The organism is Cryobacterium sp. Sr8 (assembly GCF_004403225.1).
Classification (GTDB): Bacteria; Actinomycetota; Actinomycetes; order Actinomycetales; family Microbacteriaceae; genus Cryobacterium; species Cryobacterium psychrotolerans.
This window is the reverse complement of sequence record NZ_SOHO01000034.1, coordinates 1-25,430: the sequence shown is the minus strand read 5'-3', so window position 1 is coordinate 25,430 and position 25,430 is coordinate 1. Positions and strand designations below refer to the sequence as shown.

At 63.7% G+C, this 25,430-nt stretch carries 19 protein-coding genes; 5 read left to right on the top strand and 14 right to left on the bottom strand.

Annotated elements, in window-relative coordinates:
* Positions 1-461: 461 nt before the first annotated feature.
* Positions 462-2,585, top strand: a complete 2,124-nt coding sequence (locus E3T54_RS05510; RefSeq protein WP_134474905.1) for a hypothetical protein — start codon at positions 462-464, stop codon at positions 2,583-2,585.
* A 467-nt stretch (positions 2,586-3,052) separates the two neighbouring features.
* On the opposite strand, the gene E3T54_RS05505 is transcribed toward E3T54_RS05510, so the two are convergent.
* Entirely contained in the window at positions 3,053-4,183 is a 1,131-nt protein-coding gene (locus E3T54_RS05505) for a hypothetical protein (protein ID WP_166804842.1), read from the bottom strand.
* 863 nt (positions 4,184-5,046) lie between these two features.
* Positions 5,047-6,411: a hypothetical protein gene (locus E3T54_RS05500; protein WP_134474903.1), complete on the bottom strand. Its 1,365-nt coding sequence runs from the start codon at positions 6,409-6,411 to the stop codon at positions 5,047-5,049.
* A gap of 399 nt (positions 6,412-6,810) precedes the next feature.
* On the opposite strand from E3T54_RS05500, the gene E3T54_RS05495 reads away from it, so the two are divergent.
* Positions 6,811-7,032: a hypothetical protein gene (locus E3T54_RS05495; protein ID WP_134474902.1), complete on the top strand. Its 222-nt coding sequence runs from the start codon at positions 6,811-6,813 to the stop codon at positions 7,030-7,032.
* Between the two features lie 462 nt (positions 7,033-7,494).
* On the opposite strand, the gene E3T54_RS17605 is transcribed toward E3T54_RS05495, so the two are convergent.
* The 6 genes from E3T54_RS17605 to E3T54_RS05465 form a co-directional block, all read right to left on the bottom strand.
* Positions 7,495-8,430, bottom strand: a complete 936-nt coding sequence (locus E3T54_RS17605) for a WxcM-like domain-containing protein (RefSeq protein WP_134474901.1) — start codon at positions 8,428-8,430, stop codon at positions 7,495-7,497.
* A complete protein-coding gene (locus E3T54_RS05485) occupies positions 8,427-8,780 on the bottom strand; it encodes a GtrA family protein (RefSeq protein WP_166804841.1) in 354 nt (117 codons plus the stop codon). The genes E3T54_RS17605 and E3T54_RS05485 overlap by 4 nt, the downstream gene beginning before the upstream one ends.
* Positions 8,781-8,814: 34 nt before the next feature.
* Complete coding sequence (locus E3T54_RS05480) at positions 8,815-9,771, bottom strand: glycosyltransferase family 2 protein (RefSeq protein ID WP_134474899.1); 957 nt, start codon at positions 9,769-9,771, stop codon at positions 8,815-8,817.
* Entirely contained in the window at positions 9,768-10,877 is a 1,110-nt protein-coding gene (locus E3T54_RS05475) for a DegT/DnrJ/EryC1/StrS aminotransferase family protein (RefSeq protein WP_134474898.1), read from the bottom strand. The genes E3T54_RS05480 and E3T54_RS05475 overlap by 4 nt, the downstream gene beginning before the upstream one ends.
* Positions 10,878-11,217: 340 nt before the next feature.
* Positions 11,218-12,717, bottom strand: a complete 1,500-nt coding sequence (locus E3T54_RS05470; RefSeq protein ID WP_134474897.1) for a hypothetical protein — start codon at positions 12,715-12,717, stop codon at positions 11,218-11,220.
* Positions 12,714-13,523, bottom strand: a complete 810-nt coding sequence (locus E3T54_RS05465) for a glycosyltransferase family 2 protein (RefSeq protein ID WP_134474896.1) — start codon at positions 13,521-13,523, stop codon at positions 12,714-12,716. The genes E3T54_RS05470 and E3T54_RS05465 overlap by 4 nt, the downstream gene beginning before the upstream one ends.
* Positions 13,524-13,589: 66 nt before the next feature.
* Here E3T54_RS05465 and E3T54_RS05460 point away from each other — a divergent pair, with 66 nt between their 5' ends.
* Entirely contained in the window at positions 13,590-14,063 is a 474-nt protein-coding gene (locus E3T54_RS05460) for a GtrA family protein (RefSeq protein WP_134474895.1), read from the top strand.
* Positions 14,064-14,073: 10 nt separating this feature from the next.
* On the opposite strand, the gene E3T54_RS05455 is transcribed toward E3T54_RS05460, so the two are convergent.
* The 3 genes from E3T54_RS05455 to E3T54_RS05445 form a co-directional block, all read right to left on the bottom strand.
* Positions 14,074-15,831 carry a DUF4012 domain-containing protein gene (locus E3T54_RS05455; protein WP_166804840.1) on the bottom strand — a complete coding sequence of 586 codons (1,758 nt, stop codon included), beginning with the start codon at positions 15,829-15,831 and terminating at the stop codon, positions 14,074-14,076.
* Between the two features lie 78 nt (positions 15,832-15,909).
* On the bottom strand, positions 15,910-17,223 hold the full coding sequence (locus tag E3T54_RS05450) for a UDP-glucose/GDP-mannose dehydrogenase family protein (protein ID WP_134474893.1): 1,314 nt from the start codon (positions 17,221-17,223) through the stop codon (positions 15,910-15,912).
* Between the two features lie 223 nt (positions 17,224-17,446).
* Positions 17,447-18,799, bottom strand: coding sequence for a bifunctional diguanylate cyclase/phosphodiesterase (locus E3T54_RS05445; protein ID WP_134474892.1), 1,353 nt, complete (start codon positions 18,797-18,799; stop codon positions 17,447-17,449).
* Positions 18,800-19,051: 252 nt separating this feature from the next.
* Here E3T54_RS05445 and E3T54_RS05440 point away from each other — a divergent pair, with 252 nt between their 5' ends.
* Positions 19,052-21,355, top strand: coding sequence for a bifunctional diguanylate cyclase/phosphodiesterase (locus tag E3T54_RS05440; protein WP_134474891.1), 2,304 nt, complete (start codon positions 19,052-19,054; stop codon positions 21,353-21,355).
* 41 nt (positions 21,356-21,396) lie between these two features.
* On the opposite strand, the gene hxlA is transcribed toward E3T54_RS05440, so the two are convergent.
* Both hxlA and hxlB read right to left on the bottom strand, forming a co-directional pair.
* The gene (hxlA, locus tag E3T54_RS05435; protein ID WP_134474890.1) at positions 21,397-22,020 is read right to left on the bottom strand and encodes a 3-hexulose-6-phosphate synthase; all 624 of its coding nucleotides are present in this window, start codon (positions 22,018-22,020) and stop codon (positions 21,397-21,399) included.
* A gap of 48 nt (positions 22,021-22,068) precedes the next feature.
* Positions 22,069-22,647 carry a 6-phospho-3-hexuloisomerase gene (gene hxlB / locus E3T54_RS05430; RefSeq protein WP_134474889.1) on the bottom strand — a complete coding sequence of 193 codons (579 nt, stop codon included), beginning with the start codon at positions 22,645-22,647 and terminating at the stop codon, positions 22,069-22,071.
* A gap of 90 nt (positions 22,648-22,737) precedes the next feature.
* On the opposite strand from hxlB, the gene E3T54_RS05425 reads away from it, so the two are divergent.
* Positions 22,738-23,574 carry a LuxR C-terminal-related transcriptional regulator gene (locus E3T54_RS05425; RefSeq protein WP_134474888.1) on the top strand — a complete coding sequence of 279 codons (837 nt, stop codon included), beginning with the start codon at positions 22,738-22,740 and terminating at the stop codon, positions 23,572-23,574.
* Positions 23,575-24,192: 618 nt separating this feature from the next.
* Here E3T54_RS05425 and E3T54_RS05420 read toward each other — a convergent pair.
* Positions 24,193-25,143 (bottom strand): RNA polymerase sigma factor RpoD/SigA, encoded by a 951-nt coding sequence (locus E3T54_RS05420; protein ID WP_134474887.1) that lies wholly within the window; start codon positions 25,141-25,143, stop codon positions 24,193-24,195.
* Positions 25,144-25,430 lie beyond the last annotated feature (287 nt).

The following is a 25,430-nucleotide window of genomic DNA, read 5'->3' as shown; positions in this document are numbered from 1 at the left end:
TCGTGAGTTGCTTTAGTCGGTACTCACTGACCATCCCACGGTGGCTCTTTACGTTGACGGAGCAACGCTCAACAGCGGGAAACCACACCACTCACGGGGACGCAACCCTTTGATCACCTCGCGGCACAGCTCGTCCTTGACCTCTTGGGTAAATTTCCGACGTGATGCGGTCATGCTGGTCTCTACTTTCAGTAGTCCCTCATTTTAAGAGGGCCCACTGTCCGAGAACTCCGCGGCAGGTCACAACTGTCCAGACTCGCGCTACCACCAAGCGCTACTCGCCAGTCAACTGAAATTCTGAGTCACGGTCACGGCTAAGCTGATCCTCTTACGTTGAAGAAGTGCAAAAGTAGGTAATTAGCCGAGTATCGGCTCTCAGTTTCGAGCGTTCATAAGGGGATCGTCGTGCGTATCAGTCTTCCGGCCAATCCGGCGCACATGCATAGTCGCAGCATCTCAATATGAGGCGCATCGCGCTTGCCGGACGCACACATAATCTTGCTTTCTGGACGCTGGCTTACCTAGTTCTTGCTGCAGCACTGTTCGCAGTACTTTTTGGGTCGATTGGCGTAGTGCCAGCACTGCAACTATCGGTCTCACTAATACTGGTGGGCACGCTTCCTGGCGCAGCTCTCGTGCGGCACCTCTTCGCCCATCCGAGCGTTCTGCACTATGTGGTCGTTGGAACGGTTATCGGGTTGGGGCTGTGGTCTCTCGGCGGGATGTTTTCACACATCACCGGCCTGTTCTGGGTTCGATGGATTCCCATCGTTGCGGGGTTCGCACTTTGGCTTATTCCCCACCGCAGACTCGACGATGGTGAAGTAGCCAACGCTCGCGGCTTTCCAACCCTTGGTGTCGTCGGTTCGGGTCTCGGCTTGATCGCGTTGCTCCCCTCGATAAGAACCGTACTGCTGTCCCAGCCGACGCAATGGGCCGGCTGGCATCACTTTTACGTGGATCTCCCGTTCCACGTCGCATTGACAAGCGAAGTCGCAGCACGCTCGCCACAGGTGTACCCCTGGGTGGCCGATACTCCCTTGAGCTACACCTGGCTATATCACTCCTCAATGGGAGTATGGGCATCTATCACCAATGTCTCTGCAGCAGATGTAGTGCTACAGGCCTGGCCAATATTGTTTGCAGTGTTGATCCCTCCCCTTATATCGATAACCGCATGGGAGGTCACCCGCAACAAGTACGTGGCCCTGGCCGCACCGCTTGTCTATGTGCTGTCCCACGGGTTGATTTTCGCGACGCGATTGGTGGGGCAGATTCCTCTGTTTCAAATTAGTCCGACTAGAGACTTCGCTCATCTCTTCATCCTGCTGTGCGTGCTGAGCTTGGTTCGGCTACTGGGGAATTCCTCAATTCGCGCCACGAATGCGTGGTGGTTCCTCATGCTGGGAATCTCTACTTTTGTACTCACCGGAGCAAAAGGTTCTGCGATGCCGATCGTCCTGGGGGGTGTTCTGTGTTCGGTCCTCTTCCTCATCATCGTGCGACGACTACGGGTCATACATCTTCTTGTCGCCGGGGAATTTGTCGTGGTCGCGGTGGCCTCTTTCTTTCTCACCTTGCCGGAACCTGGATCCACTCAATCCCTGGCTTGGGGGCCATTGGCTTTTTCTGGAACCGCGACGCCACTGGCTGCATTTGTCATCCTGGCCATACTCATTTTCGCCACTCTCGGCGCATGGCTAGTGATCGGCATCCATACTCCAAATGGTTGGCTGGTTTCCACCCTCCTGGGAGGAGTCGTTCTGGCTGGTTTGTTGGGTTTAGGGCTACTCACGCATCCGAGCGGTAGCGAACTGTACTTCTGGCAGAGCGCTCAGCCGCTCTTTGCCATAATCCTCACGTGGACCGGCACCATACTCATCGGTACGTATGGCAAAAAGTTCGCGTTGGCTGTGTTCTCGATTTGGTTGATATCGAACGTGCTGGCGCTGGCGACACAACGGATGGGGGCCATTGGCGCAGCCATCGTAGTGATGGCGCTCTGCACGATGCTTATCCTCAAGATATCGACCCATGGGTCGCTATCGCTTGGCCAGCAGCGGCCGTGGTTCATGAGGGTGGGCTTGGCACTTGCAATCGCAGGCGCCCTAACACAGTCTGCACAGCTAGTGAGTATTCCTACGGGCTATGCCGGTGGTTCAACTTCCACTATCAATGACCCCGGCGCCATTAACGAAACACAACTTGCCGCTTTTCAGTTCATTCGTTCGCACTCAACTCCTGCTGACAAAGTCATCACAAACAAGCACTGCAGTAGCGGTACGTTGGCGGATCAGGATTGTAACTACCGCTGGTTTGCCGTAGCTGCCTGGACCGAGCGGCGCGTGTTAGTGGAGGGGTGGGCGTACACGCAAAACGGCACGTCACCTGATTGGGTGCAGGATGAGCTGGACTTGGGCGATCGCTTTATCTCTTCACCGACCGTCGCTGATAAACGTAAGCTGCAATCGCTGGGGGTGAAGTACGTCTACGTGGATAAGCGTGATGCGTATTCAACCAAACTTGCGTCAGTGTCGCAGCAGGTCTATGCGTCTGAGTGGGCGAATGTCTACTCCCTCAAGTGACTTTGCAATGCCACGCGTTGACTCATAAGAAACTGAACCGGGGGCAGTCCCGAATCGTTCTTCTCGATGCTCACGAACGAGCGCGTCTACCGGACCGTGGCGTTCTGCTTCTGAAGTTCGGAGAGCGAACCCCCGGCTATCAATGGGCCAGCATGCGCCTGTCTGCCTACGTCGACACGACCCGGCGAACCACGACGACCTCGTCGAGCGGAACTGCACCGCGACGCCCGCATGCTCGAGAACAACAGCGTCAGCGAGTGGATAGGAGCAGTGTTGATCTTTTTCCACGCGAGCGATCTGTCGCGCGGAAACGACACGCGATTGCCCGGCGTTATTCGGGTGACGCCCATCTGACCAACGGCACCAGACCACCCGGGCCCCATGCGCGAGGAGCATAAGAATCTGGCTCCAGCGTCATGTCAGTCGGGCGCAACCGAGTTCAAGTCGGAACTTCTTGCCCCCGATTTCTATGCGGCGCCGCGACGCACGGCTGTCACGGCGCGGTCCAAGCGATCACTCGCAGCTGGTCCCGAAGCGGCCAACAGGTGCGCGGCCAATCTAACGTACGCGGAGGACCCAGATAGAACGACCGGGCCCGAGCCCCGGGTCGCCTCTAGCATCTCGGGCGTTTGAGCCCTGATGGCTTCAAGGTCGGCGGGCAGACTACGGTCAGCCCCGGCAAGCACGATCGTCGGGATCCCGAGAGCGACGGACTCGATGGCGGCGCTGGAGGCGACACAGACGACAATGTCGGATCCGCGCAGACTCGCCGCGAACGATCCGCGCCCCGGAACGACCTCGTCGGCCATGCCCGCAATCGCGTGCCAGCCCGGGCCGAGATCCTCCTTGGCCGAGGTCGGATGGAATCGGAGGCATATCGTCAGACCTCGGCTCTTGAACGCCCGGAGCTGCGCGCCCACGGCCTGAGTCTCGCGGGGAGTTAGTGCCTCACGCGAATGACAGAGCACAACCCGCTCCGCCGGGGCCGTTGTGAGCCTGGTACTCGAGAGATCCGGACGCCCGATGATCATCGTGCTCGTGTCCGGGCTTCGCTGGGCGAGCCAGGACTCCTGGGCCTGGCCCCACACGAGTGCGTTGTCCGCGAGAACCGGAATGTAGTTGAGTTCGTTGGGCGAGCCGTGCATCAAGGTGGCCGTCGCCATCCCTGCCCTCTTGGCAGCCCAGATCCAGGGGCGGCAGTAGGCAGACCGATCAAAGTCGGTGAGGAGGATCGTCGTGGGCGCCAGTTTCGAAACGGCGGCGTGTGTGGCCGCATAGCGCACAGCCTGCGCCGCGAAGATGTACTCCCTGTACAGCCAGTTCGCCGAGCCGCGCAACCCAACGCCGCGGGGCAGTGCTCGTCTGGCCGCCACAGCGAATCTCAACCGCCTAACCGTGACTGTGGCCTTCAGGGACCTCGCCGAGATGCCGGGAAACGCGAAGTCGACCGCGAGCGCGGGGTCGGAAAATCGGGCGTCGGCGACCAGCGATAAAGTGCTTGATCGAACACCACGCGTGACTGATTGGGCGAGCCGTGCACCATGCGCGACGGGGTTCGCGACGATGAACAGCACCTCGGTTGCAGGCAGTGCGGCCAACTCCGGAGACCACCGCGCAGACAGCGAGCTCAAGGCCAGCTGGGCGAAGCCATGCACAGCCCGTAGCCCCGGCCGGGAATGATGCTCGTGGTCCCCCAAAGCGCATGATTCTGCGATTTCAAGTGCGAGCGCCCGGTCGGGCCCAGGCGGCGATGACGCGCTCACAGTCTCACCTACGTGCCCCCGTTATGCAAGTCGTATGCATTCGCTACACGGCGCCCGAATTCAGGTTCCGACTAGGATTATATATCAGCCGGGAAGAGTCGCGCTGGCCGATGTTGCAGGGTGAAAGCGGCATCTACGGCGCCATGCAGGCGACGTAGGGTCCCGTGGCCGGCAACTCCCGTCCGCAGTGTGACCCCAACCACGCCCTGACGTCCGCCCGCCCCGAATGGTCGTACTCCACCCAGATTCCGGTCGCTCTCGCGGCGGTGGGTGCGTCCGCGAGTGCGGCGTACCGCTGGACGTCAGCCGACATGCGAGCCAGGTCAGCAGGCCGAAGCCGCCCGCGGCGAGGAGAACGAGGCGTTCTCGCCTGCGAGCGGCCTTGCCCCCGGAGATCGGCACTGCTCGTCCACGACGGATCAGGATCACCGCGCAGAACCCGACGAGAAGGGCACCGAGGATAACAACGACGGTCACGAGAAGGGGAAGGCGCCAGTCGGAGAGAAACGCCGTCAGCTTCTCCCCCGCCGAGAATGTGCGCGCCGGCTGCCCGCCGGAGAACAGGAAATCGACGAACTGGTGCGTCCGATGCCGGAATCCCTCCGGGCCGAGAACAGCGATCTGCCGGAGCGCCACCATGGCCGTCGGGAACAACGCCGTGCCGAGCATCGGCAGCACACGCTTGACTCGCTGCCATGTTACCCGGGGTGAGGCGCCTGTAGTGAGGCACAGACACCTTGGTCAACGGCGCCGGGCGGTGCTGGATTCTGGAGCCCAGTGACTCCTACAAAGCCCACTGCGAAAACGGCCAGGACCGAGAACACGACCCACAAGGGACGGCGTCCCCAGGCTTCTCGCAGGTGCAGGTCTGCAAAATTGGCACTGCCTACAACACCGATCAAGACCAATGGCAACGCAAAACGGCTCTCTGTCGCGGACGCGACAAGCATGATCACCCCCCCAATTACCATGGTGGCGAGTGCAGCCCAATGGGCTCGGGCCCCTATTGACCCGACGTGGCCTCTGGTGTGGATGGCTGAATAGATCAGATATGCAATTCCAAGTACTGTGATTGCAGTGATGGAAGTGGCGAAGAATCCATCCAAGCCGGCACTCGGGACGGTATACGGGGTCGTATAAGGCCAGTGAAGCGCCGCCCCGATTTTTTGAAGAGCGAAGACAATCGAGGACGGCATATGCGTGCCGAATGTTGCAGCGAGCTCTCCTGCCGTCGCAGGCAATGGCGTCACGAGTTGACTTGCCATGTCGGGCGAACAATAGAACTGTCGTGGGTTGGCTGCGCCCAGAAAGGTGTCGTACCGCACGATGTAGGCAGCAAAGCCTGCCTGAAGAGACACGAGGGAACTCGACGCTGTCGGCCAGAGAGTCCAGCTTCCGATACGGACGACATTCAGGATGAGTTGAGGCATGAGCCCGACGAAGACACCCAGCGCGAATAGAATTCCGACCCAACGTCGCAAAACCAAGGCGACTGCCGCCAGCCCAACTATCCCGACGATGTACGCAGGACGAATGTTGACTGACATGCCACCCAGCACGCCCGCTGCGAAGAGGGCCGCTCGGCTCTCCAGGCGAAAGAGGACAACTATGGCGATTGCCGCGATCGCTGGGTATGCGTCCACGAGGGCATACGGGGCGAATCCCGACAACACAACCCAGGTCAGAAATGCGCCAAGCGCAACCGTGCGCGTGCTGACCGGGCGCCAAAACTCAATGCATTTCGGTAACAGAAAAGCCGCGAACCAGGCAAAGAAGAGGGAATTTTGCAGAAGTACAGAGAATCCCTCAAACGTGGGGCCCAAAATTCCGGCGACAAGGGCCGCCGGAACGTAAACGATCGAGGACAGAATCCCCCGGAAATCCCAGAACCCTTCAGCAACGGGCGGGGCCGTTCCGGCAACTGCTTGAGCTCCTGACCAATAGGCGGCTGCATCGTATTCGAATCGGCCAACCCCGAGAACCAGGGTGGCGACTGCAAACGCAATGAAGATGGACCAGGACAGCCTCCAGCGTCCTTCGGCAGCAGCAGGTACGATGTCCACAGCGGCCGGGCTACTCGACTGCATCTCGGCTCTCCATGTGATCGCGGGACTTCTGGGCGGGCGCGCGACAGTTGGTCTGCGGCCGCTCGGATGCCGCTGAGGTGACGGAGTCTCTCTGTACCGTGCGGGTCAGCTGTTCCAGTCTAGGGGGTGGTGAGTCCTGCTTCGGCGAGGACCTCGACTCGGTTGTCCACGGTGGCCAACTCGACCATCGAGGGTCGGAGAAATGGCGACCCTCGCCGGCCTTCGCGCTACTGGTGCTGCTCGATCAGAGCGGACCAGCAAGGCCGCAGCACTGCCGCGGCGTTGAAGAACGAACACGCTTACGACATCGATGCAGCGATTGATCTGGGGACTCCGGCTTGATGATTCCTGGCCTGTGGAGGAGATTCGTCTCCGTTGGAAAGATCTCATCATGCCCAAGCCTGGCCAAAGAAAGCCGACGCCGACGAGGGCGCGAAACCCGGCGCTACCGAGCAGGAATCCGCCGAGCTCCGGGATGCGAAGAAGCGCATCCGGCTGCTCGAGCAGGAAGCCGAGGTCATGCGCCGCGTCACGGTGGCCTGTGGGTGTTGGGCTTCTGCACGCAAGCGCTCGACCAATGGCACGACGCCCACCTGACCAACACCGCCGCCGCTACCGCTACCGCTACCGCTACCGCTACCGGGACGATCCGGGAGTCAGGCTAGCGGTTCATCCTCGTCGAACTCCATCAGGCCGGTTTAGCGGCGGGCAAGAATCGGGCGCAGCCTGTGCTCCCTTGCAGCGGCTCCGGCCCCTGTTCGTGAAGAAACGCGGCCTGACGTGCAGGGCTGTCCCGCTCGTCCACGACGACCAGGTCCAGTGGAATTCACCGCGACACGCCTGGGCTGGCTGACCGGCATCGCCGAACACCCAACCCGACGAGGGCAACATCTCCCTCTGCGCGATCAAATACGCGTACGCGAAGAAGATCGTGGGCTGCTCCATGGACTTAAGCGGGTGCCCCTAGCCCTCGCGCGACCCGGAACGCGATCGGTCAACGCACCATCGAAGGCACGAGTCCTGCAGCGCGGAACGGGGCACGGCCAGCCGACGAATTGCCTAACCACTGAGTTGGGTGCGCGCCGCCGCTTGGAATTCAGAGTAGGTGCGGATGTAGTCGTTCCCGTCGTATGGAAGGGAGGCGAAAACGGCCAGCACAGCATCCGGGCTGTAGGCATACTGCGTGCCCCACGTCATCGCAGGCATATAAAGACCGAAATCGGGCGAATCGAGCAAGAACTCTTCTCGGTCAACTCCGTCGTCGATGATGGCCCGAACGGAGCCTTTCAGACAGACAAGCACCTGCTCGCACTCGCGGTGAGCATGTTCCCCGCGAACATCGCGCGAGGGCACGTCAAATACGGTGAAGAACCGCTGGGGTGTGAACGGGAGATCGGCGGCAAATTCCGCGACGACAAGGCTTCCCCGCATGTCCGTGGCTTTGCGAAGGGCGATTAGCGGCCTGGAGCGCGCCTCTCGACGGCTCGCGGCCTGATCTTCAGGGAGGGGAGACATGCGACGGCCGGCTGTGTCGGTGTATCCCGTTATTCGCGCCGGGTTGCCAACGACAATCGCATATGGCGGAACATCGCGGGTAGCGACTGCGCCTGCGCCAACCATCGCGTTCTGACCGATCCGCAAGCCCGGCAGTATGACGGCTCCGCCACCGATAGACGCCCCCTTTTCGACCACCGTGCGCGGGAAGGAATCGGGATACTGTTTGCTTCGGGGGAACCTGTCGTTCGTGAAAGTTACGTTCGGCCCCACAAATACGTCGTCCTGAAGCTCGATGCCGTCCCACAATTGCACGCCCGATTTGACGGTGACTCGATCACCAACAATGACGTCATTCTCGATGAAGACATGATCGTTTATGTTCACATTTTTGCCGATGATGGCACCCGGCAGCACATGCGCAAAAGCCCAGATCGTGGTTCCATCACCAACTTTCGTGGTTTCGCAGATGCCCTGGTCGTGAACGAACGGTGCTGTCATACGGAAATTGCCTGTCTTTGGTTCGAGCGAGCAAAAATGAAGCGTCCGGCGAAAAAACTCAGCGGTGCCGTGAGGAGAACGCTGGCGGCGTTGAGCCACGGAGGACCGTGGACCAGGCCGATCAGCGCGACGAAACCGAGCCCGCAGAGATAGATCACGAGGTACGAGCCTGCGAACAGGAGAGCCCGGGAGACGTTGAGATGGGAGTTGAACACCCATCGGCCGGTCAGCAGCAATGAATAGACGACACCGAGAGCGAAGGCAATTGTGAAGGCCACCGTTCCCGGAAGCACAAAACTGAGCGCGACCACTATCGCCGCCGTGATCGCTGTGTTTGAGCCACCCACCATAACGAAGCGAAAGATTGGCCTCCGATGCCACGGCTCAGACGTTGGCATGAATGTCCGAAACCCAATGGCTCATGACGATGGCTGATGGGCGCCGCTTTGTGTTTTCGAACGCTCTCCACACGTAGGACCCAACAATTCCCAGGGCCACAAGCATCGTGAATGTTGAGAAGAGAATCACGAGCATCAAGGGGGTGTATCCCGGCTCGGTGATTCCACCGCTCAGAAAGACCGCCAAGACTGCGACTCCAACCAGCATTGTGAACAGGCTGCCGATCGCGCCAACCCCAATCAGGAGCGTCAACGGCAGGTCGGTAAATGAAAACACACTGTCAAGCAAGTACCTGATCTTCTTGGCGGAAGACCATCCACTCTTTCCGTGCTCGCGCGGCTGGCGACGATAGGGAATCTCAATCCGACGGAATCCGACCCAGTAGAGCAGGCCAACCAGGCTGGAATGCGATTCATCCAGGGCGAGGATCTCCTCGGCCACGGCTCGGTTGCAGGCAAAAATGTCCACACCACCCTCAGGCATGTCTGGGAATACCCAACGTCGGTAAATTCGCCAGAACGCCGTTGACGAGAGTCGGCTCAGTGCGGGATCGTCGCGCCCTTCCCTGCGCCCCACTGCTACGTCTGCACCGTTGGCGGCTAGCACGCGGAAGAAATCGAGCACCAGTTCCGGCGGTTCCTGAAGGTCTGCCGCCATGACGGCGATGAAGTCCCCCGTCGCATGCTTCATGCCCGTGCGGATCGCTGCAAAGGATCCGAAGTTTCTCGAATGCTGTATCAACTGGGTGTGAAGCGAGAATCCCGGCAAGGAGCGAGAAAGGATCTCGTAGGAATCATCCGGGGATCCGTCTACGACAAATACAACTTCGACTCGCGAGTCCATGCCTGAGGAGAGCTGCTCCAGGCGCTCGAGCAGGAACGGGATGCCCGCGGCGTTGCCATAAACCGGAACGACGATTGAGTACGTCTTCTCGACCGTCACGCGAGTGACCCGATCGCCGTACAGACGAACTGCACTTCATCGTCGGTGAGCTCCGGGAAACATGGCAGGGAGAACAGCTCCCCCGCGACGAGCTCTGTCACCGGAAGCACCTGTGGGTCTGAGCCGAATCCCGGCTGCCAGTGGTCGGGCACGGGGAAGTGCACATCGGTCTGGACGCCCAGGTCACGCAGTGCAGCACGCATCTCCTCTCGCCGGGGCGAGAGGGCGACAGCAAGGTGCGCAACATGGTGCGGACCTTCGGCAGAGAGAACGCGCAGTGGCCCCCCAACGGCTGCTGCGACATAGCGTGCAACGATCTGTCGCCGACGTTCGTTGAATGCGTCTAGTAGGGGCAGGCGCGCCCGAAGGAACGCGGCTTGAAGCTCATCCAGACGCGAATTTGTTCCCCCGGCGACGGCGACATGGTACTTCGACGACCAACCGTATTGGCGCAACTGGCTTACCGCGCTCGCGTACTCATCACTGTTTGTCGCGATGGCGCCTCCGTCACCTATGGCACCGAGATTCTTCGTGGGATAGAAACTAGTGGCAGCGATGTCCCCGAAAGACCCAGCGGAGCCACCGTCAAGCCGGGCACCGATTGCCTGGGCACAGTCCTCAACGACGCGCACGCCCCTCGTGTGGCAAAGTTCAACGAGCTCAGTAGTGTCGGTGAGGTTGCCATAAAGATGGGTGACAACGACAACGCCAACGTCGGGCGAGAGTTCTGCCTCGACCGACCGGCTGCTCAAGCAGAGCGAATTCGCGTCCACGTCCGCGTATCGAACCCGGTACCCGGCCCGCTTCGCGGCCGTCGAAGTGTATCCGCCGGCGTTTGCGGCCGTGATGACCGTTGAACGTCCGAGCGGCATGACGGCTTTAATGGCGAGTTCTAGGGCGTCCGTGCCCGACGCGACGCCAAGAACATGAGCGACGCCAAGGTAGTCTCCGAGTTCACGCTGGAACGCGGAGTGGTTTGGTCCCATGACAACGTGTCCGGAACTGAGAACGCTTTCGAATGCCGCCGTAAGAATCTCCCGGTCCCGGGAGATGCCGCGTGCCAGGTCATTCATGGGGATGCTTCGGCGGACAATCGCTGTGTTCACTAGTTGATCCTTCAGGAGACGGCGGTACTACTGCATGCTGTGGGGGATGGTTTGAGACCGGATTTTCGGAAGTTTCCGCTCGTGCACAGCATCGGGCGAATAGCCCACCACGCTTAAGCGACCATGAATGAAACTAGGCAGTCTGCGCCTGTTCGAGCCGGCCGGGCTTCCCATTCTCAGACTACTGGTATGGGGCTGTCGGTCTGTTCCCAAAAAGCCCTTGATTGATCGGGTCGATGCGGGGTCGGCAAATCGGGCATCCGCGACCTACGGCATAGTGCTTGATCGAACGCCGGCAGCGAGTTCAGCGCCATCCGGGCGAAGCGGGCGAAAGCTGCTTCTACGGCGCCCCACACACGACGTAGGGTCCCGTGGCCAGCAGTTCCCGCCCGCAGTGTGACCCCAGCCACTCCCGGAGTTCCGCACGCCCCGAATGGTCGTACTCCACCCAGATTCTGGTCGCTCTCGCGGCGGCGGGTGCGTCCGCGAGTGCGGCGTGCGCCCCGGACATCACAGTCACGCTCACGGTTCCTCCCCAGGCTCCAGCCAGCCAGTCCTCGTCGAGGGCCCCGATTGCGACTGCTGCACGGCTCTGTTCCGCCAGGGTCTCGCCCGCGCCGACCCGGGCGTCGGCGACGTGCGCGGCCACCTGCAGCGTCAACACTGCAGTGAACGCCACCGCACCGCCCACGGAGACGACGCGCGCCCACAGCCGAGGGGCTCCGTTGAGCACCCGGAGCGCGAGCACGACGTACGCGGCGAGCACGGGCACGAAGGTGAAGAATCCCGGGGACGGATGCCTCACCCAGGCCGGCGTACCGCTGGAAGCCAGCCACCACGCGAGCCAGGTCAGTAGGCCGACGCCGGCCGCGGCGAGGAGAACGAGGCGTTCTCGCCTGAGTGCTGCCTGGCCCCCGGCGATCGGCAGTGCTCTTCCACGACGGATCAGGATCACCGCGCAGAACCCGATGAGAAGGGCACCGAGGATAACAACGACGGTCGCGGGAAGGGGAAGGCGCCAGTCGGAGAGAAACGCCGTCAGCTTCTCCCCCGCCGAGAATGTGCGCGCCGACTGCCCGCCGGAGAACAGGAAATCCACGAACTGGTGCGTCCGATGCCGGTATCCTTCCGGGCCGAGGACAATGATCTGCCAGAGCGATACCATGGCCGTCGGGATCAACGCCGTGCCGAGCATCGGCAGCACACGCTTGACTCGCTGCCAGAGAGTCTCTCCCGGTTCCGTGAAGAAGACGGCCAAGAAGAGGGCCGGCAGGGCCAGCAACGCGATCGCCTTGCACTGCACTGCAAGGCCCAGGAAGAGGCCCGCCAGCCACGGGCGCGAACGGAATGTGGCGAGGGCGAGCACAACCATCGCGGCCGCCGGGATCTCGCCCAGGATGTCCGCGGGGCCCTGCAACGGCGACGGTCGTGCGTCCGTGTCGAGCGCGAGCGGAACGACCACGGCAACGAGACCCGCCCACCGTCCGCCGATGCGGCGCCCAACAACCCACAGCCCGGCGAGCAGCGTCCCGTAGAAAAGCAGCATGACGCTGCGACCCGCGAGCACCATGTCGGCGCCCGTGGCGAGCGCAGCGGCCACCGGCAACAGCACGACAGGACCGGTGGAGATGCGCGTGTCGAAGGGGGTGAGTTGGCTGCCGGAGAGGGTGCCGTCACTCGTGTAGCCAAGGCCGCGCAGCAAGTTGAGCGGAACGGTGAGGTTGAACGCTTCATCTTCCCACAGGCGCAGCTCGATGAGGCTGGGCACGGCAACGAGCACGTGCGCGAGCAGGACGACTGCCAGTGCGACCGGGAAGACGGCGCGGCGCAGGAGAGTCATGGGCTGGGCGGGGCGATCATCGACCCCTGGGTTGCCGGCAGCGTGACGCGGGCCCGTCCGGGCTGCAGGGAGTAACGCCACAGTTCGACGGCGGCACGGCGGCTAAAGTCGCGCAGCCGAGTTGGTGGCAGTAACGGCTGTTTCGGCTGCTCGCCCCACATGCTGCCCGTCTCCACTCCGCCACGCCGCGGCAGGCTTCGCACGCGCACATAACTCACCCGATACCCGAGGCGCTTCTCAGCGAGCGAGAAATGGATGTGCGGCACCAGCGCGTCCTCGGGCACCTCGTGAAGGAGCCGGGCAATCGCCGCGGGCCGATAGGCACGCAAGGGGGTGTTCACATCCGGGATCCGCCGGCCGGTCGCGAGCGCGACGACCAGGCCGACGCCGAGAGTGAGTACCTGCCGATACCACGCGTCGGTGCGGTGCTCTCGTACGCCGTGCACAACATCAGCGTCGGTCAGGGACCGAATCAACCGGGGAAAATCTTTCCCTTCGAACTGCCCGTCGCCATCAACGTGCACGATCACGTCGGGCTCCAGCGCCAGCCCGGCGCGGTACGCGGCGAGCGCGGTGGGACCGTGCCCCCGGTTCACGGCGACGGCAATCACGGTGAGGTCGGACCAGGCGGCCTGCAGCACGGTCAGCCGCTCGAGCGTCGCATCCGTTGACTTGTCATCAACTACGACAACGCTCACTTTGGCGGCAAGAGGGACAACATGCTCAAGGATCTCTGCGAGAAAACCGGGCAAGCCCGCAGCCTCGTTGTGGGCGGGCATGACGACAGCAAGATGCTTCAGCTGCATTCGATCCCCCCAGGCATTGACGCCCGAAACGCAATTCGCGGGCTGACGTAGTAGCGTAGTGCAGCCATGATGAGTCGTTCCCGAGCCAAACGCCTGGCCGGGCTGGGCGTTCGTTTTCTTGTTGTAGGCGGGGTCAGCACGCTCATCGAAGTGGGCGTGTTCAACGTGCTCTACCTTGCCTTCGGCTGGCCTGTGGTGGCCGCCAAGGTGGCCGCGTCGCTCGTGGCCCTGATCAACGCCTACTTCGGAAATCGCGAGTGGACGTTCCGTCACCGGGGCCGGCACAACCGTGTGCTCGAGACAGTGCTTTTCCTGATCGTGAACGCGATCTGCACGGGCCTCGGCGCGGGGATCATGGTGGGCGGCGTCCTGCTGGCCGAGGAGGTTCTGCTCCGGGCCCCCGGCCCACTCCTGGTCAATGCGATCAACGTCGGAAGCATCATCGTGGTGGTCCTGGTGCGGTTCCTGCTGTACCACTATGTCGTCTTCCGGGGCGCGCGGGCGATATCGCCTCTCGATCGGAGCGCGACCCTGCCGTGAGCCGTTGTTGCTACTTGCATCCGGGCGTGGCCACGGTCACGGGCGTGCCTCTCACCATCGGGGTGTGGCGAACCTCGAGCGGTCCGTACGTCCCTGACGCACCGGTCATCGTATAGCTGATCGTGTGCACGGAACGGGGTTGATTGTAGACGTTCACCTTCACCACGGGTCGGCCGAGGTGTTGCCCACTGAATCTGATGTGCGCCTTCTTCCCATTCACCTGGACGGAATCGATTGTGGCGCCGACCGGTCCGTAGAGCACCACGTCCGTGCTGATGTCGCCCGGTCGAAAGTGCAATCCGGCGATGTAGGGAGGGAGTGCCCGACGCTTGGCCGGGTCCACCGTTGAGGTGAGCTTCACTGTGCCCGTGAAGACCGGCCTCGTGGTCTTGCACTGTGTGGAGGAGACGTCGTCGACGACGTCGAGGTAGTAGTCCATCTTTGAGCCGGTGATGTCGTTTATATAGGCGCCGACGACGGTGGCATCCGCATTGTCGGTGGGAAGGGTGCCGGCGAGCCGGGTTCCTGCGAGGATCTTGCTCTGTTCCTCGTCGGCGCTCCAATAGATGAGGCGCCCCTCTTCGGTCGACCTGGTCAGCTGCTTGACCAGGGCGCCAGTGTCACCGGCGCCGTTGGTGAGGGCATCAAAAATGGACGATGCGGCGGCGGCGAAGAAGACATCCTGCAGGGCCGGATCCTCGTATCGGAAGTAGATCTCGTTCAGCAGCAGCGGCACGGCATTCTCGGGCGTGAGCTCGTCGCCCGTGGCGAGAGCGACCGGCCCGGTCGCCTCGAGCAGGTAGCTCAGAGCCACCGGGTCGAAAGAGATGACACCGTCGACGGACGTTCCGAATTCCTCGGCCCAGAAGGCTTGAACGAGTTTGGCCGTGTAAGGGAAATCCGGGGTGAGCGTGATGTCCTGGACGTACCGGCCGATCTTGTTGCCATAGAGCGCTTCGGTTTCGGGATCGAGCGGAATGATCGGATCTGGGCGGCCATTCTCGAAATCACCGCTCGATGACTGCCGAGTGATTGAGATCTTGCCGTCGTCGGCGGTCAACTGGACAATGGCCGCGGGGTTACCGCCGGTGCCGCGCGACTCTGCGTTGTTCTGGAACAGCATGAGGTAATTGCGTGGGCCATTCGCGCCGAGGGCGTCGGGCAGCAGCCGGACTGAGCCGTCCACACTTTCCAGCATGCCGCTCGCTTTAGCCAGGGAGGAGTCGAGTTTATCGATGCCGGACGCAACCGGGCCGAGGAGCGCCGAGCGGTCAAGCTGGTCCAGCAGAGCGGCCGAACTGCCTACTGATGCGCGGGCGTCATGGAGGGTGTCGATCATTCCGGCCAAAGCCTCAAGGTTGATGCGACCGTCCACGGGTTTGATTTGCTTGATGCTGAGCGCGGACGCGGGCACGACGGCATCGGCCGCGAGTTCGTGGACCGCCTGCGATGCGACGCGAACCGCTGCCAGGTTGGGGCCGGCCACGGGCACCCACTCGAGCCCGCGCCAGAGCACACCGTTCGTGGCGGCCGCCGCCCTGGCCGTGTGAGATTCGAGCTTGTGGGCGGCGCGTGAGGCCGCTTTCTGGTCGCCGGAGGCCAGATGCTTCTGCACCGTGGAGGCGAGGGGGATCGCGGCTTCAAGTTCGGTCTTGGCCTCGAGCGCCTGCGCCGCGATGACGCCGCCGACCACGAGCACCAGGGCTCCAACGCCGGCCGGAACCCACAATCGCGCGCTCTTGATCAATGGTCGCTTGGCCTGTCTCACGCGGATTCCCATAACCGTTCCACCCTAGCCGCACGGGGCGGGGCGGACGGACGACCCGCTGCCGTCCGGGCGCGACGCTTACGGTCGACCGAGCCCCAGGTAAGTCCACCCTGCGGCGCGCCAGGCGCTCGCGTCGAGAGTGTTGCGTCCGTCAACGATCGTGGGGGTCCGCACGAGAGTAGCCACCCGCACAGGGTCGAGCTCCCGGAACTCTGGCCACTCGGTCACGAGTACCACGGCATCCGCGCCGCGCAGGGTCTCGTCGAGGTCGGTCGAGTAGGTGAGTTGTGGATGCCGTAGTCGTGAGTTCTCGATGGCTTGCGGATCGGTGGCCACGACCTCGGCGCCGAGCCCGCGCAATTGCACCGCCACGTCGAGGGCCGGTGAGTCGCGCACATCGTCGGAGTGCGGCTTGAAGCTCAGCCCGAGAACGGCCACCTTCGCCGTGTGCACCGGCCGGCCGAGGGACGATACCGTCAGGTCAACGACCCGTTGGCGGCGGCGCAGGTTTATCGCGTCGATTTCCTTGAGGAAAGCGACGGATTCACCGCGGCCGAGTTCCTCGGCCCGTGCGGTGAACGCCCGGATGTCCTTGGGCAGGCAGCCGCCGCCGAAACCGACACCGGCGTTCAAAAAGCGGCGGCCGATGCGGTTGTCAAAACCGATCGCATCCGCCAGCTGCGTGACGTCGGCGCCGGAGACCTCGGCGATCTCCGCCATAGCGTTGATGAAGCTGATCTTGGTAGCCAGGAACGCGTTCGCTGCCACCTTCACGAGTTCGGCCGTGGCGTAGTCAGTGACCACAAGCGGGGTCTCGGCCGCGATCGCCGAGGCGTACACCTCATTGAGCAGCGCCGTGGCGTGCTCGCCCTCGTCGCCAGCCGGTACTCCATAGACCAGGCGGTCGGGGCTGACAGTGTCCTTCACGGCGAAACCTTCGCGAAGGAACTCGGGGTTCCATGCAAGCGATGCGCCACTGCCGGAGGCGGTGATCATTTCGGCGAGGCGCGCCGCAGTCCCGACCGGCACAGTGCTCTTGCCAACCACGAGGTCGCCTTCGGCCAGATAGGGCACGAGCGACTGCACGGCGGCGTCAACATAGCGGAGGTCGGCCGCGTGGCTGTCCCGCTTCTGCGGGGTGCCAACCGCGATGAAGTGCACCTGCGCGCCCGCGGCGTCAGCGATATCGGTAGAGAAACGGAGTCGGCCCGACTCGATTGCGGAGATGAGCACTTCGGCCAGGCCCGGTTCGAAGAAAACGGGTCTGCCTTCCGACAAGCGTGCGATCTTGCCGGAATCCACATCGATTCCGACGACGTCATGACCCAGCTTCGCCATGGCTGCCGCGTGCACGGCGCCGAGATAGCCGCATCCGATGACCGAGATTTTCATGCGTTGCTGCCCATGCCCAAAGCCTATCGGGGCACGCTCGGGGGCGCTCGCAACACAAAATGAGGGCCTCGGGTGGTCTTGCTCGTGGGCTCGTGGGCTCGCGGCCGGATCCGTTGCCGCGGTCACCGGGCGCCTCGGCGGCGCGATTGTGGCGCACGTGACGTTCAATGCGCTCGTGGTGGTGCCGGCGGTACTGGGGGGCTGAGCTGCGTGCTGACCCTGCTCAGTTCACCCCGGCCGGCGCCCACGAGCGGGTCAGCACCTCTGCCGTAGCGGGGCGGCCGAGGAAATAGCCCTGGGCGAGGTCGCAGCCGAGCAGCCGGAGGTGCTCAAGCTGTTCGGGAGTCTCGACTCCTTCCGCGACGCAGGTCATCCCGAACTCGTGGGCGAGACGCACGACCGCCGCGACCAGGGCCGCGTCACGAGGGTCGGTGGTCAGGCCTGCGACGAAGGAGCGGTCGACCTTGAGTTGCTTGGCGGGGAGGTAGCGGAGGTAGGAGAGGGAGGAGTATCCGGTGCCGAAGTCATCGATCGCGAGCGAGGCGCCGGTCTCGGCGAGGGCGCTGACGGTGTCCATCATCGTCGAGCGGTCCAGGATGAGCGCGGTCTCGGTCATCTCCAGCACCAGGTCTTCATGGGTGAGACCGTGTTCGGCGATCGTTCCATCGATCAGGTCGACGAGGCCCGCTTGCAGCAGCTGAACCGGAGAGAGATTGACTGAAATCGTGAAATTGGCGGGCACCACGCCGGCGCGCTTCCAGGTGCTGAGTTGCCGCAGGGCCTCGTTCAGTACCCATTCGCCCAGCGGCACGATCAGGCCGGTGTCTTCCGCGATCGGGATGAAGTCGTCCGGCGGAACGAGACCGTGCTCCGGGCGATTCCATCGCACCAACGCCTCGACGCCCTTGAGCGACCCGTCGGCAAGGGTATGGATGGGCTGGTAGTGCAGCACCAGTTCGTCTCGTTCGAGACCCTCGCGGAGAGCGGTTTCGATGTCGAGCAGGCGACCCGCCTCCCCGCCCAGCCGAAGGTCGAACAGGGTTGTCTGGTTGCCCCCGCGGCTCTTCGAAAGCCGCATCGCCGCGCTCGCTTCCCGGAGCAGGTCGGTGGGGCCGTGGTGTTGGGCGGCGGTGGCGATTCCGATGGAACCGGTCACTCGCGCCTCGGCGCCGTGCCCGTCGGCGGGGTGCTGGAGGGCGTGCAGGATGCGCTCGGCGACCATGCCCGCTCCCGCGGCATTCGTGTTCTCACAGAGCACCAGGAACTCGTCGCCGCCCAGCCTGGCCACGGTGTCCTGGGCACGGGTCGCCGCGACCAGCCGCTGCGCGGCCTGCAAGAGCACCGCGTCGCCGGTGTCGTGGCCCAGGAACTCGTTGACTTGCTTGAAATTGTCGAGGTCGATGAGCAGGAGGGCGATGGGCGCATGCGTCACACGCCGGGCCAGTACCCGTTCCAGGGTCTGGGTGAGCAGGAGCCTCGTCGGCAGCCCGGTGAGCGCGTCGTGGTGTGCGCGGCGGGCCAGCTCGGCGTCTTCGGCGCGGCGCATCAGATCGGTGACGGAGGGATGGACGGTCACGATTGCACCTCGCTGGGAGCGGTGTCGATCCGGCGATCCCGTGTGCGCGGCGGTGCGAGGTGGTTCATGTGGTCCAGTTTCATTGGTCGACCTCGCCTCTCGACGAGTGTGCCTTCGGATACCGTAACACCCTCGTTGCCGGGCGGGACGATCGTCCTACCCCCCGAACGGGGAAGTGTGCCGCGCCGCAGGCGCAGCGGGTTCTAGCCGAGCCAAGTTCGGCTAACGTGAGTCAACGATATGGGGGCCGCCATGGGGGCGATCACAAGTGCAGCGCGGGTCGAACAGGCACGGGCCGGCGCACGATTCGGCTCGTGGCCGAGCTGGGTCATGGCGCTCGTGCTGGCGCTGTACCTTGCCGGCATCATGTTCCGGAGCGACGACGAGTTCAGCCCCCTGGTGGACGGCTGGCTCGGGTTGCTGAGCGTGTGGGTTCCCGTCTTCGTGGGCGGGCTGGCGCTGTACCGCGCACGATTCCGGCAGCTGGAGCTGGTGCTCGCCTCGGTCGCCATGGCGTCGTTCGCGGCCGGAGACACCTACTACGTGCTCGCCAGCGCCGGCGGCGTGACGCTGCCGTATCCGTCGCTGGCCGACATCGGGTACCTGGGCTTCTACCCCCTGATGCTCGCCGCGCTGGCGGTGCTGGTGGGCCGCAACGCGCGGAAAATGGCCTGGCCCGTGGTGCTGGACGGCGCCCTCGGATGCCTCACCGCCGCCGCCGTGCTGGCCGTGCTGCTCGACCCGATTCTGGGCTCCGCCTTCGAGGGTCCGGCCTCCCTGGCCACCGCGGTCGCGGTCGCGTATCCCCTATTCGACCTTCTGCTCGTGGCCGCGTTCGTCGGCATCGGCGCCTCCCAGGGCCGAAGCGTGGGTTCCCGGTGGATTCTGCTCGTGCTCGGCCTGGTGATCTTCGCCGCCGCCGACGTCGGCTATGCCCTGCTGGAACTCACCGGCCTGTATGTTCTCGGCACCCCCCTCGACATGGGCTGGGCCACCGGTCTCGCCCTGATCGCCTGGTGGATCGCCGGCTCAGCGCGCGGAGGCAGCACGCGCGCGGTCTCGGCGCGGTCGATCCCGGCCCAGACCGTGCCGGTGCTCGCCACCGTCAGCGCGCTCACGGTGCTCATACTGGCCAGCGAGCTCGACATCCCACCCCTGGCCGTGGCGCTCGCCAGCCTGACCCTCGTGCTGGCGGCCGCTCCCCTGGTGTTCCGGCAGCGCATCCGGCTCGCCGACATGCACCGCCAGGCCATGACCGACGAGCTCACCGGGCTGCCGAATCGACGAGCGCTGTACACCGAGGTGCCGCCTCGGCTGGCCGCGGACCAGCGGCGCCGGAGCGCGCTGCTGCTGCTCGACCTCGACAAGTTCAAGGAGGTCAACGACAGCCTCGGCCACGACGTCGGCGACCGGCTGCTGGAGCAGGTCGCCGCTCGGCTGCTGGGTCAGCTGCGCGCCGCTGACCTGCTGGCCCGGCTGGGCGGGGACGAATTCGCGATCCACCTCGACGGATGCGACATCGGCCAGGCCGAAACCGTTGCCCTGAAGCTGCGCGCGGCGCTGGCCGAGCCGTTCACCCTCGCCGGGATCACCCTGCAGGCCAGCGCCAGCATCGGGATCGCCATGTACCCGGAGCAGGGCGAGGACCTCACCGTGCTGCTGCGCAAGGCCGACATGGCGATGTACAAGGCGAAGTCGACCCGGAGCGGGCACCACGTCTACCTCGACGACGACGACGACAGCCACGGCGGGGAGCGGCTGCGCACCCTGGATGAGCTGCGCAGGGCGCTGCTCGACGACCAGCTCGTGCTGCACTACCAGCCCAAGATCGACCTCTCCACCGGCGCCGTGCGCGGCGTGGAGGCCCTCGTGCGCTGGGAGCATCCGGGGCGCGGCCTGCTCTACCCGGATGCGTTCCTCGTGCTCGTCGAGGAGGCCGGCCTGATGCCGGCGATGACCCAGATCGTGTTCGAGAAGGCCCTCGACCAGGCCGCGACCTGGCAGGCGCAGGGCCGGGCGCTGTCTGTGGCGGTCAACCTGTCGGCCAGCTCGCTCGTGGACGCGGACCTGCCCGATCGGATCGGTGCGATGGTGGCCGAACGCGGGCTGGCGCCATCCTTTCTCGTGCTCGAGATCACCGAGGACTTTTTGATGGCGGACCGGGACCGGGCACACGCCATCCTCACCCGGCTGCGCGCCATCGGCGTTCGGATCGCCGTTGACGATTTCGGCACCGGTTACAGTTCGCTGGCCTACCTGCGCGAGCTGCCCATCGACGAGCTGAAGCTGGACAAGTCGTTCGTGATGCCGATGGCCGACAACCCGCGTGCGACGGCGCTGGTGGCCTCGACCATCGCCCTCGCGCACAGTCTCGGCCTGCGGATGGTCGCCGAAGGGGTCGAAGACAGCGTCGCCTACGCCGACCTCGCCGGCTACGGGTGCGACGTCGCGCAGGGTTTCTACATGTCGCGGCCGATCCCGGCGGCCGAGCTGGACGCCTGGTTGGCGAGCCGCGATCCGGCGAGTGTGCGGCCTGAACCGGCGGCCTACTCGTAAGCTGCGAGGCGCGCCTCAGGCCGTCTGCGCTCTTTCCTCGCTTAGACGATCACGGCGCGGAGTTCGGCGGCAGCGGCACCCACGTCGGGGGCGCCGTAGATGGCGCCACCGGCAACGGCGACCTGTGCGCCCGACCGTTGCACGGAGGCGATGGTGGATGCGTTGATGCCGCCGGCCACCGAGAAGGGCACGCCCGATGCTTCGCCGTCGCGAAGAAGCGTCGAGAAGGTGAAGCCCTCTTCGGCCTGCTCGTCGAGGCCGGCGTGCATCTCGACGAACAGGGCGCCGAGCGCCACGACCTCCTTGGCACGTTTGGGCTTGTTGCTGACGCCGATCAGGTCGACCACGATGCCCTTGCCGTGCTTCTTCGCGGCCTTGACCGCGCCGGCGATGGTGCTGTCGCCAGCCAAGCCGAGCACGGTCATCAGGTCGGCGCCGGCGGTGAAGGCGATGTCGGCTTCGAGCTCGCCGGCATCCATGGTCTTCAGATCGGCGAAGACGATCTTGTCGGGGTGGGCGGCCTTCACTGCAGTGATGGCGGAAAGGCCTGCGCTCTTGATCAGCGGGGTGCCGAGCTCAAGAATGTCGACATGCGGTGCCGCGGCGGCGGCGAGTTGAAGTGCGGCCTCGGTGGTGAGGGTGTCCATGGCGAACTGAAGTTTCATTGTTCTTCCTTTGTTTCGGGTGGATAGACATGGAAAAGGGGGCGCCGATTACTCGATGTTTGCGTGGCGAGGCCAAAGCTGGTCCGCGTTCTGTCCACTTCGTCGCCAGAGTGCGTGGAAAAGTGCGTCCCCGACGATCACGACGATCTGTTCGAAAAGGCTGCCCGCGTACTGTGCGGAGGCGCTGCCGGATCGGTCGAGCTTGTCGGCGGCAGGCACGATGACAGTCGCTACGGAAAGCTGCGCCAGTGGTGATTGTGACGCGGTGGTGATCGACGCCACGAGCGCTCCAGCACGCACTGCGGTGGTTGCCGCGCGAACAATTCCGGCGGTCGTGCCCGAGCCACTTGCGGTTAGCAGCACATCCCCTTTTCCGATGGCCGGGGATGTCACTTCTCCGACCACGTGAACGTCGAGGCCGAGGTGCATGAGGCGCATCGCGGTCATGCGCAGGGCTAGCCCCGACCGGCCGGCGCCGAGCACGAAGACGCGCGGAGCCTCGGCGACCAAATCGGCGAGAACCCCGAGCGCGTACGGATCGTCGTGAACCAGTCGTTCGATGGCGGAGTCGAGTTCACGCACGATGCGCGTCAGCGAGGAATCAACGCCGGTGTTCAATACGTCCATGCCTCCATGTTCGCGCAGCGTCCCCGATGAGGCCCCCACCTGACAGACCAGTATTACTACCCGATTGGGTAGGTTGGGCAAGATGGGTGGGTGACCATTCGCATCGAAGACTCGTCGATCCCCTCCCCCGCGTCGCGTCGGCTGCTTCTCGAGCACGCCCGAACTGTCGCTGAACAAGCCGACCGCCACGCAGTGACGCTCGAGTCCCTCTTGGCTGTCCTTCGATCCTCGCGGGTGGACGACAAGGCGGCTCGCACAATGACCATAGATATCGCCGCCACCGCTCTGGTGGAGATTCGGATGACCACAGATCAACAGCGCGGAACAATGCTCGAACCGGTCGTGGGTGCGTTTGCCCGCCTACGCAATGATCTGCGCCCTCTCGAACGGTTTGGGGACCTGGAGGTCCAGTTTGTGGAACCGCCGGCCACCGGCAGGGCGTTGCCAGGCGAAGTGGCTCACGCGGCACGCGCGATCGTGCGGAGTGCAGTGCTCGCCTTCGTGGATAGTGGCGCTGCCCGCCGCGTGAGGATCCAATGGGACTGCGACGGACTCAATCTTCTGATCGGCATTCGAGACGACGGTGCGGGAGATCTGTCGCACCACGATGATTCCCTCCGCCCGATTGCGGAGCGGGTGAGTGCCTTAGATGGTGAGTTCGCGGTGTCGTCGACTCCGGGCTGGGGGTCGTTGCTAGAGGTGCGTCTGCCGCTGGATCCCCCGAACGAACCCGAGCCGCTCGAAGACGTCGTCGCCCTGTCGCACAGGGAGAGGGAGGTGCTGCGACTTGTCGTTTCGGGTGCACGAAACAGCGAGATCGGGTCGCAACTGGATATCAGCAACAACACTGTGAAGTTCCATGTGTCGAACTTGCTGCAGAAAGCGGGCGCACGTTCTCGCGCAGAACTCGGCGCGCTTACGCGCTGACAGGTGGTCGTGACCATCTTCGTGGGCGCCGAGGGTGCCCTCCTGTGGCCCGTCATGGCAGCCGACATGAGCGCCCGCAAGCTCCGCGACGACTTCGATCCCGGACCAAGTAGCCGAGTCGCTCGCCTCAGCGCTGAGCCTCGATCCACCGGTCAGCCTGGTTGAGTGAGGCCACCAACCATTGATCGGAGCTTTCTGCTCGCGGGCATGGTGAAGCGTCCGGCCTTGCTGCCGGTGACGTTCCTGGTCCGCCTTCGCCGTGGGGTGGTCAGATGGTCGCTGTTTGCGGACGCGTCAGGATGCCTCGAGCAGCGCCCGGATGTCGTCATGAGTCATGATGACAACCCACGGTTCTCCGCGTCAGCGGCCGCGGACACGTCGATGACAGCGACCGGGCGAGGGGTCTTCGCCTTGCTCTTTGTCGTCTCCGTGTCCGCGCACCTCACCAAGCGCAGACTCATGACCGGACACGCCACCGGACACGCGACCAGCAGGGGGAGTTCCCGCAGCCCAACTGCTCGTCCCCGTCACCGGCCCATAGGGCGAAGGCCAGGGGCGACGGTGGCCGTGAGTTTGGGCAGGGGGTGCATTGGCTAGCGTGGCCGCTCCGCGCACGTCCTAATCGATCAAGTACGACCGCAAGCACGGAACGCGCAGCAGCGCCAACGCGCGTTTCTCGATCTGTCGGACTCGTTCGCGGGTCACACCTTCGACTACGGCCACCTGCTCCAGCGTTCGGGGTCCATCGCCGTTCAGGCCGAAGCGGGCGCGCAGGATCGACTGTTCCCGTTCCGGCAGCGCCGTGAGGTAGAAGTAAATATCCGTCGTTCGCAGGGCGAGCATCCCGTACTCGTCGGGTTGCATTGAGTCATCGTCTACGATCAACTCCGAAATGTCACCGGTCCCGTCGCCAACCGGCGCAGACAGAGAAATCGGTTCCTGATCGTACTTCAGCAGTCTCGACACGTCGTGGGGCAGAATATCGCTGGTCTCCGCGATCTCCTCGACGGTCGGCTCACGCTCAAGCGTGTTGGTGAGGTCCCGGCGGATCCGTTTGATCTTGTTGAGTTTCTCGGCCGTGTGCACCGGGACGCGAATCATTCTCACCTTGTCTGCCATGCCGCGGTGGATGGACTGGCGGATCCACCACGTCGCATAAGTCGAGAACTTGAAGCCGGCCATGTAGTTGAACTTCTCCACCGCACGCATCAGGCCGAGGTTGCCGTCCTGGACCAGATCCATGATGGGAGCGCCACGACCGGAATAGTGTTTGGCGATGCTGACCACGAGCCTCAGGTTGGCCTCGATGAAACGTTTCTTCGCGCGCTTCCCATCATGGGCGAGCCACGCCAATTCGCGCTGGTGAGCCGTGTCGGACACGCCTTGGTGCAGCTTCTCGGCCGCGAACAGGCCCACCTCGATTCGCCGGGCGAGGTCGACCTCCTCCGCAGCGGTGAGCAGCGATTCCTTGCCGATTCTGCGCAGGTAGTCACCGAACGGATCCGTCGATCCTGGGTTATATCGGGCGCGTGAGGACGAAGTCGAGGATGCTTGCAGGGCCGCGCTCATGAGAGAGCCTTCCGCGCATCCCGAATCGAGGCGAGTAAGCCCGGCGATGAGACCGGAGACATCCCGGCCTGTCCAGTGGTCCGGACCGAACCATAACGAAGCAGCGTATTCACAGTTGTTTTCCCCCAATTGATAGTCATTCAAGTGGTGTTACCGTGCGAGTTCTGGCGCCAGACTTGGTTGCGTCCCCGTGAGTGGTGTGGTTTCCCGCTGTTGAGCGTTGCTCCGTCAACGTAAAGAGCCACCGTGGGATGGTCAGTGAGTACCGACTAAAGCAACTCACGAAG

What these genes read in the sequence shown, in the direction of transcription:
- E3T54_RS05510 (WP_134474905.1), top strand. Translation starts at nt 462, where the DNA reads ATGAGGCGCATCGCGCTTGCCGGACGCACACATAATCTTGCTTTCTGG.
- E3T54_RS17605 (WP_134474901.1), bottom strand. Translation starts at nt 8,430, where the DNA reads ATGACAGCACCGTTCGTTCACGACCAGGGCATCTGCGAAACCACGAAA.
- E3T54_RS05485 (WP_166804841.1), bottom strand. Translation starts at nt 8,780, where the DNA reads ATGGTGGGTGGCTCAAACACAGCGATCACGGCGGCGATAGTGGTCGCG.
- E3T54_RS05470 (WP_134474897.1), bottom strand. Translation starts at nt 12,717, where the DNA reads ATGACTCTCCTGCGCCGCGCCGTCTTCCCGGTCGCACTGGCAGTCGTC.
- E3T54_RS05465 (WP_134474896.1), bottom strand. Translation starts at nt 13,523, where the DNA reads ATGCAGCTGAAGCATCTTGCTGTCGTCATGCCCGCCCACAACGAGGCT.
- E3T54_RS05460 (WP_134474895.1), top strand. Translation starts at nt 13,590, where the DNA reads ATGATGAGTCGTTCCCGAGCCAAACGCCTGGCCGGGCTGGGCGTTCGT.
- E3T54_RS05450 (WP_134474893.1), bottom strand. Translation starts at nt 17,223, where the DNA reads ATGAAAATCTCGGTCATCGGATGCGGCTATCTCGGCGCCGTGCACGCG.
- E3T54_RS05440 (WP_134474891.1), top strand. Translation starts at nt 19,052, where the DNA reads ATGGGGGCGATCACAAGTGCAGCGCGGGTCGAACAGGCACGGGCCGGC.
- hxlA (WP_134474890.1), bottom strand. Translation starts at nt 22,020, where the DNA reads ATGAAACTTCAGTTCGCCATGGACACCCTCACCACCGAGGCCGCACTT.
- hxlB (WP_134474889.1), bottom strand. Translation starts at nt 22,647, where the DNA reads ATGGACGTATTGAACACCGGCGTTGATTCCTCGCTGACGCGCATCGTG.
- E3T54_RS05420 (WP_134474887.1), bottom strand. Translation starts at nt 25,143, where the DNA reads ATGAGCGCGGCCCTGCAAGCATCCTCGACTTCGTCCTCACGCGCCCGA.